The sequence below is a fragment of the Euryhalocaulis sp. genome (assembly GCF_013911995.1).
Lineage (GTDB): Bacteria > Pseudomonadota > Alphaproteobacteria > Caulobacterales > Maricaulaceae > Euryhalocaulis > Euryhalocaulis caribicus.
Genome location: NZ_JACESD010000066.1, coordinates 1 through 13,004, shown reverse-complemented (window position 1 = coordinate 13,004; position 13,004 = coordinate 1). Strand labels below are relative to the sequence as shown.

15 protein-coding genes and 1 pseudogene are annotated in these 13,004 nt (G+C 65.8%); 2 read left to right on the top strand and 14 right to left on the bottom strand.

Translation table 11 applies throughout. The features are described from left to right. Positions 1–356: 356 nt before the first annotated feature. The 3 genes from H2040_RS13420 to H2040_RS13410 all read right to left on the bottom strand — a co-directional run bounded on the left by H2040_RS13420 (position 357) and on the right by H2040_RS13410 (position 2,718). Positions 357–695, bottom strand: coding sequence for a hypothetical protein (locus H2040_RS13420; RefSeq protein WP_287158038.1), 339 nt, complete (start codon positions 693–695; stop codon positions 357–359). 67 nt (positions 696–762) lie between these two features. Beyond that, positions 763–1,107 (bottom strand): DMT family transporter, encoded by a 345-nt coding sequence (locus H2040_RS13415; protein WP_022698931.1) that lies wholly within the window; start codon positions 1,105–1,107, stop codon positions 763–765. A 3-nt stretch (positions 1,108–1,110) separates the two neighbouring features. Then, entirely contained in the window at positions 1,111–2,718 is a 1,608-nt protein-coding gene (locus H2040_RS13410) for a carboxyl transferase domain-containing protein (protein ID WP_287158037.1), read from the bottom strand. Between the two features lie 136 nt (positions 2,719–2,854). Between H2040_RS13410 and H2040_RS13405 the strand changes: the two genes are divergently transcribed. Together H2040_RS13405 and H2040_RS13400 are read left to right on the top strand one after the other, a co-directional pair. Beyond that, positions 2,855–3,607 carry a TlpA disulfide reductase family protein gene (locus tag H2040_RS13405; RefSeq protein WP_287158035.1) on the top strand — a complete coding sequence of 251 codons (753 nt, stop codon included), beginning with the start codon at positions 2,855–2,857 and terminating at the stop codon, positions 3,605–3,607. Between the two features lie 70 nt (positions 3,608–3,677). Next, on the top strand, positions 3,678–4,502 hold the full coding sequence (locus tag H2040_RS13400; protein ID WP_287158033.1) for a DUF5694 domain-containing protein: 825 nt from the start codon (positions 3,678–3,680) through the stop codon (positions 4,500–4,502). 196 nt (positions 4,503–4,698) lie between these two features. Here the strand turns inward: H2040_RS13400 and H2040_RS13395 are convergent, their stop codons facing one another. The 11 genes and pseudogenes from H2040_RS13395 to H2040_RS13345 all read right to left on the bottom strand — a co-directional run. After that, on the bottom strand, positions 4,699–5,358 hold the full coding sequence (locus H2040_RS13395; RefSeq protein ID WP_287158032.1) for a protein-L-isoaspartate(D-aspartate) O-methyltransferase: 660 nt from the start codon (positions 5,356–5,358) through the stop codon (positions 4,699–4,701). A gap of 13 nt (positions 5,359–5,371) precedes the next feature. Next, on the bottom strand, positions 5,372–6,169 hold the full coding sequence (gene surE, locus H2040_RS13390; protein ID WP_287158031.1) for a 5'/3'-nucleotidase SurE: 798 nt from the start codon (positions 6,167–6,169) through the stop codon (positions 5,372–5,374). After that, a complete protein-coding gene (serS, locus tag H2040_RS13385; RefSeq protein ID WP_287158029.1) occupies positions 6,166–7,596 on the bottom strand; it encodes a serine--tRNA ligase in 1,431 nt (476 codons plus the stop codon). The genes surE and serS overlap by 4 nt, the downstream gene beginning before the upstream one ends. Before the next feature lie 54 nt (positions 7,597–7,650). Next, on the bottom strand, positions 7,651–8,481 hold the full coding sequence (gene tatC / locus H2040_RS13380; protein ID WP_287158027.1) for a twin-arginine translocase subunit TatC: 831 nt from the start codon (positions 8,479–8,481) through the stop codon (positions 7,651–7,653). Next, on the bottom strand, positions 8,478–8,879 hold the full coding sequence (gene tatB / locus H2040_RS13375) for a Sec-independent protein translocase protein TatB (RefSeq protein ID WP_287158025.1): 402 nt from the start codon (positions 8,877–8,879) through the stop codon (positions 8,478–8,480). Before tatB ends, tatC begins: the two co-directional genes overlap by 4 nt. Positions 8,880–8,904: 25 nt before the next feature. Next, positions 8,905–9,159: a twin-arginine translocase TatA/TatE family subunit gene (locus H2040_RS13370; protein ID WP_022698923.1), complete on the bottom strand. Its 255-nt coding sequence runs from the start codon at positions 9,157–9,159 to the stop codon at positions 8,905–8,907. A 97-nt stretch (positions 9,160–9,256) separates the two neighbouring features. Continuing rightward, the gene (gene scpB, locus H2040_RS13365) at positions 9,257–9,928 is read right to left on the bottom strand and encodes an SMC-Scp complex subunit ScpB (RefSeq protein ID WP_051122801.1); all 672 of its coding nucleotides are present in this window, start codon (positions 9,926–9,928) and stop codon (positions 9,257–9,259) included. 56 nt (positions 9,929–9,984) lie between these two features. Next, the gene (locus tag H2040_RS13360) at positions 9,985–10,815 is read right to left on the bottom strand and encodes a segregation and condensation protein A (protein ID WP_287158023.1); all 831 of its coding nucleotides are present in this window, start codon (positions 10,813–10,815) and stop codon (positions 9,985–9,987) included. After that, entirely contained in the window at positions 10,812–11,834 is a 1,023-nt protein-coding gene (gene nagZ / locus H2040_RS13355) for a beta-N-acetylhexosaminidase (RefSeq protein WP_287158022.1), read from the bottom strand. The genes H2040_RS13360 and nagZ overlap by 4 nt, the downstream gene beginning before the upstream one ends. Then, complete coding sequence (locus tag H2040_RS13350; RefSeq protein ID WP_287158021.1) at positions 11,831–12,646, bottom strand: SPOR domain-containing protein; 816 nt, start codon at positions 12,644–12,646, stop codon at positions 11,831–11,833. Before H2040_RS13350 ends, nagZ begins: the two co-directional genes overlap by 4 nt. 116 nt (positions 12,647–12,762) lie before the next feature. Next, positions 12,763–13,004, bottom strand: a pseudogene (locus H2040_RS13345) (deoxyguanosinetriphosphate triphosphohydrolase); the annotation flags it as partial.

Sequence of the window (13,004 nt, the reverse complement as noted above, 5' to 3'; positions counted from 1 at the left end):
CCCCTAAATTGTCATCCCGCACGCAGCGCAGCGGAGATGCGGGATCTCGGCGGAGCTTGTGCGCTTGTTCGCCGGGATCCCGGATCAAGTCCGGGATGACAGGTGGGTGATAGGGAGGGCGCGTTGCCTTCTGTGACGGCCCTTCGAGACGCCGCGCCCTTGGCGCGGCTCCTCAGGGTGAGGGTGATGGGAAGGGTGGAGAAAGAGGGGCTTCACACCTCCCCACCCTTAGCCTGAGGAGCCCGCAAGGGCGTCTCGAAGGCGGGGTCCAAAGAACGCAAACTTCCTCGGGAAATTCCGCGGAATTTCCATGCCGCAAACGGCGGCCGGGCTGATGAGAAAGGGGCCGGGGCCTCCTATTCTTCGTCGTCGTTGCGGCGATAGTTCTGGATCGCGTCGGCGCCGCGGTCGGAGATGATGATTTTATAGGTGTTCGGGATCTGGGTGACGGCGGCCTCGCCGTTGTCGGGGTCGAGGCGGCAGAGGAAGGTCTTGACCGGCTGGGCCGAGCGGCGGCCCTTCACGATCAGGAGGTCCCCCGCCCCGCCCTCGTCCTCGAAGGCCGGGCCGTAGGAGACGTCGCGATAGCCGGTGGAGATCAGCGCCGCGGCGCAGGCGCCCTGCACGGCCTGCTGCTGCGCCTCCGTCTGGGCGGTGAGCGCGAGGGCGGCGGCGATAAACGAGGCAGTGATCATCAAGACTATTCCCGTGGCTTTCAAAGCCCTGCTGGATCTAACGCGCCCAGCCTAGCGGCCAAGGGCGCTAATGCGAAACCGACTTCGAGAAGGCGTTCAGGATGACGACGCCGGTCACGATGAAGGCGATGCCGGTGAGCGCCGCGGCGTCCAGCTTCTGTTTGAACAATACGAACCCGATCAGCGAGATCAGCACGATGCCGAGCCCGCTCCAGATCGCGTATGCGATGCCCACCGGCATGGTGCGCAGCGTCAGCGACAGGAAATAGAAGGACGCGGCGTAGCAAAGCCCCATCAGCGCCGTCGGCAGCAGGCGCGTGAATTGCTGCGACTGCTGCAGCAGCGTGGTGCCAACGATTTCCAGCACGATGGCGGCGGTGAGATAGAGATAGGCGACGACGAGCGGGTTCATCGCCTACATCCGGAACACGCCGAACTTCGTCTCCCGTACCGGCGCGTTGAGCGAGGCCGAGAGGCCAAGGCCGAGCACGCGGCGGGTGTCCTCGGGGGCAATGACGCCATCGTCCCAGAGGCGGGCGGTGGAGTAGTAGGGGTTGCCCTCTTCCTCGTATTTCTCGCGGATCGGGGCCTTGAAGCCCTCCTCTTCCGATTCCGGCCAGGTCTCGCCGCGTTTTTCCATGCCCTCGCGCTTGACGGTGGCGAGCACGCTGGCGGCCTGTTCGCCGCCCATGACGGAGATGCGGGCATTGGGCCACATCCAGAGGAAGCGGGGGGCGAAGGCGCGGCCGCACATGCCGTAATTGCCCGCGCCATAGGAGCCGCCGATGACCACGGTGAATTTCGGCACCTGGGCGCAGGAGACGGCGGTGACGAGCTTGGCCCCGTCCTTGGCGATGCCGCCGGCCTCATATTTCGAGCCGACCATGAAGCCGGTGATGTTCTGCAGGAAGACGAGCGGGATTCCGCGCTGGGCCGCCAGTTCGATGAAGTGCGCGCCTTTCTGGGCGCTTTCGCTGAACAGCACGCCGTTATTGGCCAGGATCGCGACCGGATAGCCCCAGATGCGGGCGAAGCCGCAGACCAGCGTTTCGCCGTAGAGCTTCTTGAATTCGTGGAATTTGGAACCGTCGACCAGGCGGGCGATGACCTCATGCACGTCATAGGGCTGGCGCGTGTCCTGCGGGATGACGCCGCCGAGATCGCGCGTTTCGAAACGCGGATCTTCGGGCTCCGCGATATCGAGGTCCACGGCCTTCTGGATGTTGAGATTGGCGACGATGTCGCGCGCCAGCGTCAGGGCGTGTTCGTCGCTGGCCGCGTAATGGTCCACCACGCCGGACTTGCGGGCGTGGACGTCGGCGCCGCCCAGATCCTCGGCGGAGATTTCCTCGCCCGTGGCGGCCTTCACCAGCGGCGGGCCGCCGAGGAAGATCGTGCCCTGATTGCGCACGATGATGGTCTCGTCCGACATGGCCGGGACATAGGCGCCGCCGGCGGTGCAGGAGCCCATGACCACCGCGATCTGGGGGATGCCTTCGGAGGAAAGCGTCGCCTGATTATAGAAGATGCGGCCGAAATGGTCTTTGTCCGGGAAGACTTCGGCCTGATGCGGCAGGTTCGCGCCGCCGGAGTCGACCAGATAGATGCCGGGCAGACGGTTCTCGCGCGCGATCTCCTGCGCGCGGAGATGCTTCTTGACCGTCATGGGATAGTAGGTGCCGCCCTTCACCGTGGCGTCGTTACAGACGATCATGCATTCGCGGCCCGAGACCTTGCCGATGCCGGTGATGAGGCCGGCGCCGTTGATGTGGTCCTCATACATGTCGTTGGCGGCGAGCGCGGAGAGCTCCAGGAACGGCGTGCCGACATCGAGAAGCCGCTCCACCCGTTCGCGCGGCAGCAGCTTGCCGCGGTCCAGATGACGCTGGCGCGACCGCTCCGATCCGCCGAGGGCGGCGTCGGCGGTCTTGGCGCGAAGCTGGGCCGTCAGCTCGCGCATATGGGCGGCATTGGCCTTGAAGTCTTCGGAATCGGGGTCGAGCTGGGTGTCGAGAACGCTCATGAATTTATGAATCGCCTTGGTGAATGTGTCCGGTTCGTTCGGGCGCGACCTTACGGGGGGCGCGCGGAGCGGGCAACGGGGCTATAACCGGGTCAACGGAATCAGGACAGGCCGCACGGCAAGGGAGCAGCGCGCAATGGGCAAGGGCGTGAAATCAGGCACCATTATCGGGATCATGTTCGCCATCGTGTTCGTGATCGCGCTGGGCTCGGCGATCATCAGCCGCCTGAACATGAACAACTATCTGGAAGACGGCCCGCCGGAGGAAGCGGCGGAGACGGAAGGCGCGGCGCTGAACGGCGTGCCGGAGGCGGCGCGGGGCCTGGCCTTCGCGCGGACATTCCAGGCGCCGCCGGACGGGCTGACGCGGATCGACGCGCCGATCGAGACGGCGGACGGGCTGCAAGGCTGGGCGGATTTCGAGGGGCAGTGGACGGTGCTGAACCTGTGGGCGACATGGTGCGCGCCCTGCCTGTGGGAGCTGCCGGATTTCGATGCGCTGGCCGGGGCGCTGGAAGGCCATGACATTCAGGTTATCGCGCTTCAGACCGGGCCGATGGGCGATACCGAAGTGTCGCTTGAGGCCGCGCGGGCCGAGTTCGAGAAGCTGGGCGTGACGCGCCTGCCGGTCCGGGTGGACGGGTCGGAAGACCGGGCGGCGTACATGAACGCCCTCGCCTACTGGCGGGACGGCGGGAAGTTCGCCATGCCGACCACGCTGCTGCTGAACCCGGCGGGCGAGATCGTGGGCGTGACGTCCGGCGCGCGGATCGAGCGGACAGGCGATGAGCCGCTGAACGTGAAATCCACCAAGCCCGGCGATGTGAAGACCCACTGGGCGAAAGAGGAAGCGGCGGAGTTCCTGAAAGCGGTGGCGGCGGAGGCCTGACGCATCCGAAACGAGCGCGGGGCGCATCCCTGATCTGAACAACACGCCTAGCGCCCTGAAGGAGACCCCGATGCGCCCTGCAATCCTGATCGCCGCCCTTGCCGCGCTGACAGCCGCCCTGCCCGCTGCAGCGATGAACCCGGAGGCGCGGCCGCAGGGCGAGGCGATGATCCTGGGCACCTATCATTTCGAGGGCTCGGCCAGCGATCTGGTCAGCCGGGCCGACGACAATATCCTTGCGCCCGGCCCGCAGGCGGATCTGGAGGCGATAACCGACCGGCTGGCCCAATGGGCGCCGGACAAGATCATGATCGAGGCGACGCCGGACCGTCAGGCCGAATTCGACACGGCCTATCGGGCCTATCTGGAGGGCGAGGCGGCGCTGACCGGGAATGAACGCCAGCAACTGGCGTTCCGGCTGGCGAAGAAGCTGGGCCATGAGCGGATTTACGCCGTCGACCACAAGGCGGACATGGATTTCGACGCCATGACCGGCGCGATGGACGCGGCCGGGCAGACGGAGCTGAAAGCGCATTTCGAGGCCAGCGTCGCGGGGCTGCGCGCCCTGCTGGAATCGCCGGAATGGACGGAGATGGGTGTGGCCGGGCGGCTGGCCCTGATGAACGATCCCGAATGGCTGAACCAGAGCCACGGCCTGTATCTGGACATGGCCGAGGCCGGGTCGGCGGATAATCCCGTTGGCGCGGACGAGATGAGCGAATGGTGGGGCCGCAACCTGCATATCTACGCCAATGCGGCGCGGCTGGCCGAGGACGGCGACAGGATCCTGCTGGTTTATGGCAGCGGCCACGCCTATACGCTGCGCCATTATTTCGAGCATTCGGCGCGGTTCAAACTGATCGAGCCGGCGCCCTATCTGACTCCCGCGCAGTAATTTTTCAGCGCGCGCGCATCCAAAACCGCGCCAGCCTGCATCTTGATATCAGTCGCTAACCGGCGACGGGCCATGCATCCGTCGTCGAAGCCGAAGCCCTGACCGCGTCCCGACGCGGCGCACTCTCAAGGACCCCATCCCCATCGCGCCAAAGCGGGGAGCGGTCAGCGGCCGAGGTTTTCCGATCTGACCGCGCCTAGCGGCGATCCTCGCTGCGGGCGACGCCCTCGCGCAAGGGAACGAAGCGGACCTGGGTCAGCTCTTCCTCGCTCACCTCGCCCTCCTCATCCTTCTGATAGCGGATCAGGCGCTGCACCTCGCCCGCGCCGACCGGGGCGACCATGATTCCGCCGGGCTTGAGCTGGTCCAGCAAAGCATCGGGGCGGAAAGGCGCGGCGGCGGTGACGATGATGCGGTCGAACGGCGCCTGTTCGGTCCAGCCCTTCCCGCCATCGGCCACGCGCGGGACGATATTGGTGATCTTGAGGTCGCGGAACCGGCGCTCCGCCTCCGCCATCAGGGAGCGGTAGCGCTCTATCGTGTAAACGCGGCGGGCGATGCGGGCGAGAATGGCGGCCTGATAGCCCGAGCCGGTGCCGATCTCCAGCACCTTGCAGCGGTCGTCCAGCTTCAGGCTCTCGGTCATCAGGGCGACGATATAGGGCTGGGAGATGGTCTGGCCGCACTCTATGGGCAGGGCGCGGTCGTCCCAGGACTGGTCCTCGAACCCGCCGGACACGAACAGGTCGCGCGGGGTGCGCTCTATGGCGCGCAGGGTCGCCGCGTCCGATATGCCGGCGCGGCGCAGCGACATGAGAAGGCGGATCTTGCGGGAGTCGGGCGCGTCCTGAGCCATAAGGTCCGGGAGCCTAGCCCGTCTCCTCCCCGCCGCCGAGGGCGGCGGCCAGCGCGTCGCGGGTTTCCTGATGCGTCAGGTCCATGTGCAGCGGGGTGACGGAGATCTTTCCGGCATAGACCGCTTCCAGGTCCGTCCCCTCGCCCGGCGTGGAGAGCTTGTTCTGGAAACCCAGCCAGTAATAGTCGCGGCCCGCCGGGTCCTGCCGCCGGTCGATCTGCAGCAGGGCGCGGTCGCGGCGGCCGACGGAGGTGACAACGGTTTCCGTGACATCCTCCGGCGCGGCGTCCGGGAAATTGATGTTGATCAGCACATTCTCCGGCCAGCCGGCCTTGAGCAGGCGCTTGATGAGGTCCGGGGCGAAGGCCTCCGCCGTATCGAAGCGGGCGGTGGATCCGCGCTCGCGGAAATTCATGGTCTGGGACAGCGCGATGGACGGGATGCGCTGCTCCATCCCCGCGATGGCCCCGGCAATGGTGCCCGACAGGGTGACGTGTTCGGCCAGGTTCTGGCCGCGATTGACGCCGGACAGGATCAGGTCCGGCGGCGTGTCGCCCATCAGCGAACCGACAGCCAGCATGACGCAGTCGGTCGGCGTGCCGGTGACCGACCAGTAACGCTCGCCCAGCTTCTTCACTCGCAGCGGATCGTGCAGCGAAATGCCGCGCGAGGCGCCGGACTGTTCGACGCGCGGGGCGACCGTCCAGATATCGTCGGAGAGAGTCTGGGCGATGGCCTGCAGCGTCTGCAGGCCCGGCGCGTCAGCGCCGTCGTCATTGGTCAGCAGGATGCGGGGGTTTTCGGGAATCACGCCGCCGGCTCCAGCCGCTCCAGCCCGCCCATATAGGGGCGCAGGGCCTCGGGGATTGTCACCGTGCCGTCCGTGTTCTGGAAGTTCTCCAGAATGGCGACCATGGCGCGACCGACCGCCACGCCCGACCCGTTGAGCGTGTGGACGAATTGCGGCTTGCCGTCCGCGTCCCGGTAGCGGGCGTTCATGCGGCGCGCCTGGAAGTCCCCGCAGTTCGAGACCGAAGAGATTTCGCGGTAGGCGTCCTGGCTCGGCAGCCAGACTTCGAGGTCATAGGTCTTCTTCGCGGAGAATCCCATATCGCCCGAAGAAAGCGTCATAACTTTATATGGAAGCTCAAGTTTTTGCAGGACCGCTTCGGCGGCCTGAGTCATGCGCTCATGCTCGGCCTCGGAATCCTCGGGCCGGGTCACCGAGACCAGCTCGACCTTCTGGAACTGATGCAGGCGGATCATGCCGCGCGTATCGCGGCCCGCGGCTCCGGCCTCAGACCGGAAGCACGGCGTCCAGGCGGTGTAGCGGCGCGGGAGGCTGTCATTGTCCGCGATCTGGCCCGCGACGATATTCGTTAGCGGAACCTCAGCGGTGGGGATGAGATAGTACTGCTGCTTTTCACGTTGAGCCGATAGTCGACCCATCTCTCTCAAAACGTCAATCTCAGCAAAATCATCGATTATCGACTCCAAGACGTTAGCCACAGCCTGAGCACGCAGATCAGCCTGTTGAAAAACGTGATCGCCCAATTTTGAGGTTGAAAATAAATCCCCCTCGAACTTTGGCAGTTGTCCCGCGCCATAAAGCGCTTCTCCTCGCGTCATGAAAGGCGGGGCAACTTCGGTGTAGCCGAAATCGGTGGTCTGGATATCCAGCATGAAATGGGCGAGCGCGCGCTCCAGGCGGGCGAGGCCGCCGGTGAGCATGACGAAACGGGAGCCGGAGATTTTCGCCGCCGTCTCGAAATCCATCATGCCGAGCCCCTCGCCCAGCGCGACGTGATCCCTTGCCTCGAAACCGAGGTCCTTCGGCTCGCCCCATTTGCGGGCCTCGACATTATCGTCCTCGCCGGGGCCGACGGGCACGCTGTCGGCGGGGAGATTGGGCAGGCCGGCGAGTTTATCCCCAAGCTCTGTGGATAATTTCTCGGCCTGTTCGCCCTCTGTTTCGATATTTTTCTTGTATTGCGCGACTTCGCTCCGCAGGCGCTCGAATTCCGCCTCGTCGCCGGAGGCTTTGGCCTGACCGATCTTCTTGGAAGCGGCGTTCCGCGCCTTTTCGGCTTCCTGCCGGCGCGTTTCGGCCGCGCGTGCTTCTTTGTCTTTGGCGATCAGCCAGTTGACCAGCTCTTCGGCGTCTTCGCTTAGATTGCGCTTGCCCCAGCCTTCAATGAAGCGTTCGGGTTCGCTGCGGATGGCTTTGATGTCGTGCATGGGGCACGTGTAGCCGCGCGCCCGCGGTGCGTCTAGGCGGGTTTGCGCTGCCTGTCAGTCCGCGTCTTTCTCTCGCCGCCGCTCGATCAGTTTCACGCACCAGATGGAGATTTCGTAGAGGAGCAGGATCGGGATAGCGAGGACGGTCTGGGAGATGATGTCCGGGGGCGTGACAAAGGCCGAGAGAACGAAGGTGACGACCACCGCATAGCGCCAGAATTTGCGCAGGCCCGTGGATGTGACGAAGCCGGCCTTGGCCAGAAGCGTCAGGACAACCGGCAACTGAAACGCGGCCCCGAACGCGAACAGGAGCGCGGTGACCAGCGAGAAATAGTCAGAAACTTTTGGAAGAAGGCTAACAGAAACAATGCCTTCTTCCATGATTTGCTGGCGTAACGCGAAGTTCATCACCAGCGGCAGCACGACATAAAAAACCATCGCCGCGCCGATGGCGAACAGAACCGGCATGGCCCCGAGGAAGGGCAGCAATGCGCCGCGTTCATTTTTGTACAGACCCGGCGCGACAAAGGCGTAGAGCTGCCACGCCACCACCGGAAAGGCGACAACGACCGCGCCGACCAGCGCCAGCTTCACCTTGACCAGGAAAAATTCCAGCGGCGCGGTGAAGACCAGCTGCAGCTCACGCCCCTGCCCGTCATTATAGCGCTCGGCCGCGTTCTGGAACGGCACGAGGAGCAGCTTGTAGATCGGGCCGGCGAAGATGAAGCAGACGATGAAGGCGGCCAGAATCACCAGCGAGGAGAAGATCAGGCGCGAGCGCAGCTCCGTCAGGTGCTCCAGCAGCGGGGCGCGGCTGGACTCCACCTCGTCCGGGCTGTCGCCCTTGTCCGTGATGTCGGGCGGGGGCGTTTGGGAGCCGCTCATGAGGACTTCGCATCCTCTGGCGGGTCACCGGCGTCCGGCGTATCGCCCTCCGCCTTTGTTTCGGGCTCCGGCGCGCCGCCGGCTCCATGGGCGTCATCGGCGGGCGGCTTGCGGTTCAGCGGGGCCATGACCGCGTCTCCGGTCTCGTCCAGCTCTTTCTGGATATCTTTCACGGGGTCGCCGCGCTTGAGGGCCTCGACCTCCTTGCGCAGCTCCTCGATCTCGGCCTGACGGCCCAGTTCCTCAAAGCTGGACTGGAATTCGCGGGCCAGACCCCGCGCCTGTCCCCAGAGCTTGCCGACCTTGCGCATCATCAGCGGCAGGTCCTTCGGACCCACGATGATCAGCGCCAGCGCGCCGACGAGCAGCAGCTCGGTAAAGCCGATCTGCGGGATCATCCGGTCAGGCCCTCAAAAGACGGGTTCAGGAAGAGGACGAGGACTTGTCCTTCGCCTTGCCGCCGGAAGGCGACATGTCGATGGTCTCGCCGTGATCGGGGATGGAGCGCGGAGCGGATTTCTCCTTCTCCTTTTCCTCGTCTTCCTCGCTGAGGCCGGAGCGGAAGCTCTTAATGCCGCTGGCGAGGTCGCCCATGATGGAGGAAATCTTGCCTCGGCCGCCAAACAGCAGGAGCAGCAGGACAACAACAATCAGAATTTGCCAGATGCTGGGCGACATGGCGCACCCTCTCAATCAAACGCCGCGCGTGAATGGCGGCTCCGTTTCGCCTTGATGAATACCGCACGGGCGCGTGAGCGTCCAACGCGCGGGGCACTCACGATGACGTGTCTTCGTCCATGAAATCCATATGGAATTCGGAATCGTCGTCCAGCGGATCCTCGGTCAGGGATTCCTCCAGCTTGGCCAGCATTCCGGGGTCGGGAACCTCGAAATCCTTGGGCAGGCGGGAATCCAGCATGCCGGCGGCTTTCAGCTCCGCCTTGCCGGGCAGGTCGCCCAGCGATTCCAGACCGAAATGGGAAAGAAACGCGTCTGTCGTGCCGTATGTCACCGGGCGCCCCGGCGTGCGGCGGCGGCCGCGCATGCGCACCCAGCCAATCTCCATCAGGAGGTCGATCGTGCCTTTCGAGACGGCGACGCCGCGAATTTCCTCGATCTCCGCCCGGGTGACGGGCTGGTGATAGGCGATGATGGCCAGAGTCTCCTGCCCGGCCGAGGACAGCTTGCGCGGCTCCTCGCGCACGTCCTCAAGCAGCCAGGCGAGGTCCGAGGCGGTCTGGAAGCGCCATGCCCCGCCAACGCAGACCAGCTGCACGCCGCGGCCCTCATAGGCTTCCTGAACGCGGTCCAGCAGGTCCGGCACGTCTGCGCCCTTCGGCAGCTTGGCGGCCAGCGTCGCCTCGTCCAGCGGCTCGGCGGCGGCGAACAGAAGCGCCTCCATCATGCGGAGCTGTTCGCCCGCGTCATCCTCGGCCGCGGCGAACATGGCGTCGCGCGTGTCGCGGCGGGCGCGCACCTCGGCGAGATCGACGGGGTCGTCGCTCATGCGTGATCATCCTTTGCTGTATCGCGCGGCTGTGACCGGCGCAGCCAGAGCGGGGCGAAGACATCGGACTGGCGCAACTCCGCCACGCCCTCTTTCACAAGCTCAAGAGACGCCGCGAAGCCACTGGCGGAAATAGACTTTTTCGGCGGCGGCTTAGCGCCCAGCGCGGATTCCGGCGGCAGCAGGGAATCCAGCGTGCGCCAGTCATCGGCTTCCGGCAGGCGCCGGGTCAGGCGGTCGCGGGCGTCCTCCAGCGCCATGACGGGCGGCGTTTCAAACCGCACGGTGGACTTGGCGACGATGGAGCGGCGCGCGCCATAGGCCTTCAGAATGTCGTAGAGGGCGGCCTGCCAGATGGGGGTGGTCTTGCGGCGCAGCCCTTCCGGGTTGCCGCGCGCGAAAACGTCGACGCCCAGCTGGTCGTTGCGGAACAGGGTGTCGACCGCGTTGCGCATCGCCTCCAGCCGCTGCAGGCGGAAGGCCAGCGCCTTGGCGGCGGCTTCCGGATCGCCCTCCTCGTCCTCAGCCGTTTCCGGCTTTGGCAGGATCAGGCGGGATTTCAGCCAGGCCAGCCAGGCCGCCATGACCAGATAATCGGCCGCCAGTTCGATCCGCAGGACGCGGGCATGGGCGATGAAATTCAGATATTGCTCGGCCAGCTGGAGAATCGAGATCTGGCGCAGATCCACCTTCTGACTGCGCGACATTTCAAGCAGGACATGAAGCGGGCCTTCATAGCCGTCGAGGTCCAGGACCAGCGCCTCGTCCGGCTCCTTGTCCTTCGCGGCGCGCAGGTCGAAATCCAGGTCTTCCTCGAAATCGCTCACGCCATCGCCTCCACCGGGGTTAGCAACTCTTTCAGGCGGGCGGCGCCGGCTTCCGGATCAAAATCGTCGGGGGCCGGCGCGGCGGCGGCGCGGTCGGCGCGGCGGCGCGCATCGCCCGTCAGGACCTCACAACCCGAGGCGACTTTCTGCATCGCCTTCAGGTCGCCGGAACAGTGCAGCGCGATGTCGCAGCCCGCGGCGAGCGCCGCGGCCGTCTTGCCGGCCAGCGAGCCGGTCAGCGCCTTCATGTCCAGATCGTCGGTCATCAGCAGCCCGTCGAACCCCATATCCCCCCGGATCACGTCAGAAATGATCGATTCGGAGAGAGTGGCGGGATTCGCCGGATCAAGCGAGCTGTAGAGAATATGGGCGGTCATCGCCATCGGGTTGCGGGCGGCCAGCGCCTTGAACGGGGCGAAATCGGTAGCCGTCATGTCCGCCGCCGTGGCGTCGACCTTCGGCAGGGAGAGATGGCTGTCGTCCGTGGCGCGGCCATGGCCGGGAATGTGCTTGATGACGCCCTGCACGCCGCCCGCCTCCAGCCCGTCCAGCGCCGCGCCGCCGAGGGCGGCGATCACGTCCGGGTCGCGGGAGAAGGCGCGCTTGCCGATAATCTCGTGCGCGCCGGGCTGGGGCAGGTCCAGAACCGGGGCGCAGTCGGCGTTGATGCCGACCTCCAGAAGGTCATGGGCGATCAGTCGGTGCTTGAGGCGGCAAGCCTCCAGCGCGGCGTCGCGATCCATGTTGTAGAGTTCGCCGAAGGGCGCGGCGGCCGGGTATTCGCGCCAGTGCGGAGGGCGCAGCCGGGCGACCGGGCCGCCTTCCTGATCGATGAAGATCGGCGCGTGGCGGCCAACGATGTCGCGCAGATCGGCGCAGAGGGCGGAGATTTGCCGCCGGTCCTCGCAATTGCGCTTGAACAGGATGAAGCCCCACGGGTCGGCGTCGGCGAAGAAGGCGCGTTCCTTCCTGCCCAGGCTCAGCCCTTCACAGCCATAGATCGCGGCGAGCTGGCTCACCGCGCGACCGAGATGCAGTCCTGACCGCGCGTCTTGGCCTCGTCGCACCAGGCGTCCGCCGCGCCCTTGGACTGGAAGCCCGGGACGCGGACGCGGATATAGATTCCGCGTTCGCCCAGATCGGCGCGTTGATAATCCGGCCGAACGCCATTTGTGAGGTCGGCGGCCTTGTTGCGGAAACCCTGCCAGACGGCCTGTGCGTCTTCGTTCGAGCGCGTGGCGGCGATCTGGACCAGCCAGGGGCCGTCGGCGGAGGCCGGGACCAGGCTGGAGGCGGAGGCGGTTTCGGCGGGCGCTTCGGGCTCCGGCTCCGGTTCAGGCTCTTCCTCAACCGGGGCGGCGGGGGTTTCCTCGGGCTGCGTGGCCTCGGCCGGAGCATCGGTTTCCGCCGGCGGGTCGCCGCGCAGGCCGTCCGGCGCTTCGTCCGGGGATTCGGACTCCGTGCCGGCGGGCGGCAGCGATTCCATCTCTATCGGCTCCTCGGCGGGCGGGGAGACATTCTCCTCAACCTCGCGCGGCTGGCCCGAAATCTCATCATAGACCAGCTTGTCCTGGTCCGGCGTCTCATAGCCGCCGGGATCGGCGGGGACGGTCTTGAAGGGGCGTTCGTCGGCGGCAATTCGCGGCGGCGCGTCGCGCCCGCCCTCGCGCACGCCCTGATTATAGGCGCTCCAGATCACGCCCGCGAAGGCGATCAGGACGATGACCGCGACGGCCAGCAGGATGGCTCCGCGGCGGCGGCCCCCGCCCTCGTCGTCATAATCATCGCCATCGACGGGCGGCGCATATGCGCCGCGGCGTTCTTCGCTCATGCCTGCCTCGTCAGCTTTTTAAAGCCGGTCTTCCCCATAGGTGTCCGATAAAGGCGTTTCAGGCCGCGCGCCGCAAGGGGTCTTGTCGGTTTATCCCCGCCCGAGACCGCTAAAACCTAGAAATAGCCCTCGACGGAGAAGAGTTTGCGGTGCTCCTCGAGCGCATAGCGGTCGGTCATGCCGGCCACGTAGTCGGAAACGATTCGCGCGGTTTCCAGCGATTTCGGCTCCCCGGCCAGGCGCAGCCACTCGCGCGGCATGACATTGGGCTCGGCCAGATAGAGCTGGAACAGATCGCCGACGACGCGGCGCGCCAGGCTCATTTTCCGGTTCACTTCCGGGTGGCGATACATATTGG

What these genes read in the sequence shown, in the direction of transcription:
- H2040_RS13420 (WP_287158038.1), bottom strand. Translation starts at nt 695, where the DNA reads ATGATCACTGCCTCGTTTATCGCCGCCGCCCTCGCGCTCACCGCCCAG.
- H2040_RS13400 (WP_287158033.1), top strand. Translation starts at nt 3,678, where the DNA reads ATGCGCCCTGCAATCCTGATCGCCGCCCTTGCCGCGCTGACAGCCGCC.
- H2040_RS13370 (WP_022698923.1), bottom strand. Translation starts at nt 9,159, where the DNA reads ATGTCGCCCAGCATCTGGCAAATTCTGATTGTTGTTGTCCTGCTGCTC.
- scpB (WP_051122801.1), bottom strand. Translation starts at nt 9,928, where the DNA reads ATGTTCGCCGCGGCCGAGGATGACGCGGGCGAACAGCTCCGCATGATG.
- H2040_RS13405 (WP_287158035.1), top strand. Translation starts at nt 2,855, where the DNA reads ATGGGCAAGGGCGTGAAATCAGGCACCATTATCGGGATCATGTTCGCC.
- H2040_RS13415 (WP_022698931.1), bottom strand. Translation starts at nt 1,107, where the DNA reads ATGAACCCGCTCGTCGTCGCCTATCTCTATCTCACCGCCGCCATCGTG.
- tatC (WP_287158027.1), bottom strand. Translation starts at nt 8,481, where the DNA reads ATGAGCGGCTCCCAAACGCCCCCGCCCGACATCACGGACAAGGGCGAC.
- H2040_RS13395 (WP_287158032.1), bottom strand. Translation starts at nt 5,358, where the DNA reads ATGGCTCAGGACGCGCCCGACTCCCGCAAGATCCGCCTTCTCATGTCG.
- H2040_RS13350 (WP_287158021.1), bottom strand. Translation starts at nt 12,646, where the DNA reads ATGAGCGAAGAACGCCGCGGCGCATATGCGCCGCCCGTCGATGGCGAT.
- serS (WP_287158029.1), bottom strand. Translation starts at nt 7,596, where the DNA reads ATGCACGACATCAAAGCCATCCGCAGCGAACCCGAACGCTTCATTGAA.
- H2040_RS13410 (WP_287158037.1), bottom strand. Translation starts at nt 2,718, where the DNA reads ATGAGCGTTCTCGACACCCAGCTCGACCCCGATTCCGAAGACTTCAAG.
- tatB (WP_287158025.1), bottom strand. Translation starts at nt 8,879, where the DNA reads ATGATCCCGCAGATCGGCTTTACCGAGCTGCTGCTCGTCGGCGCGCTG.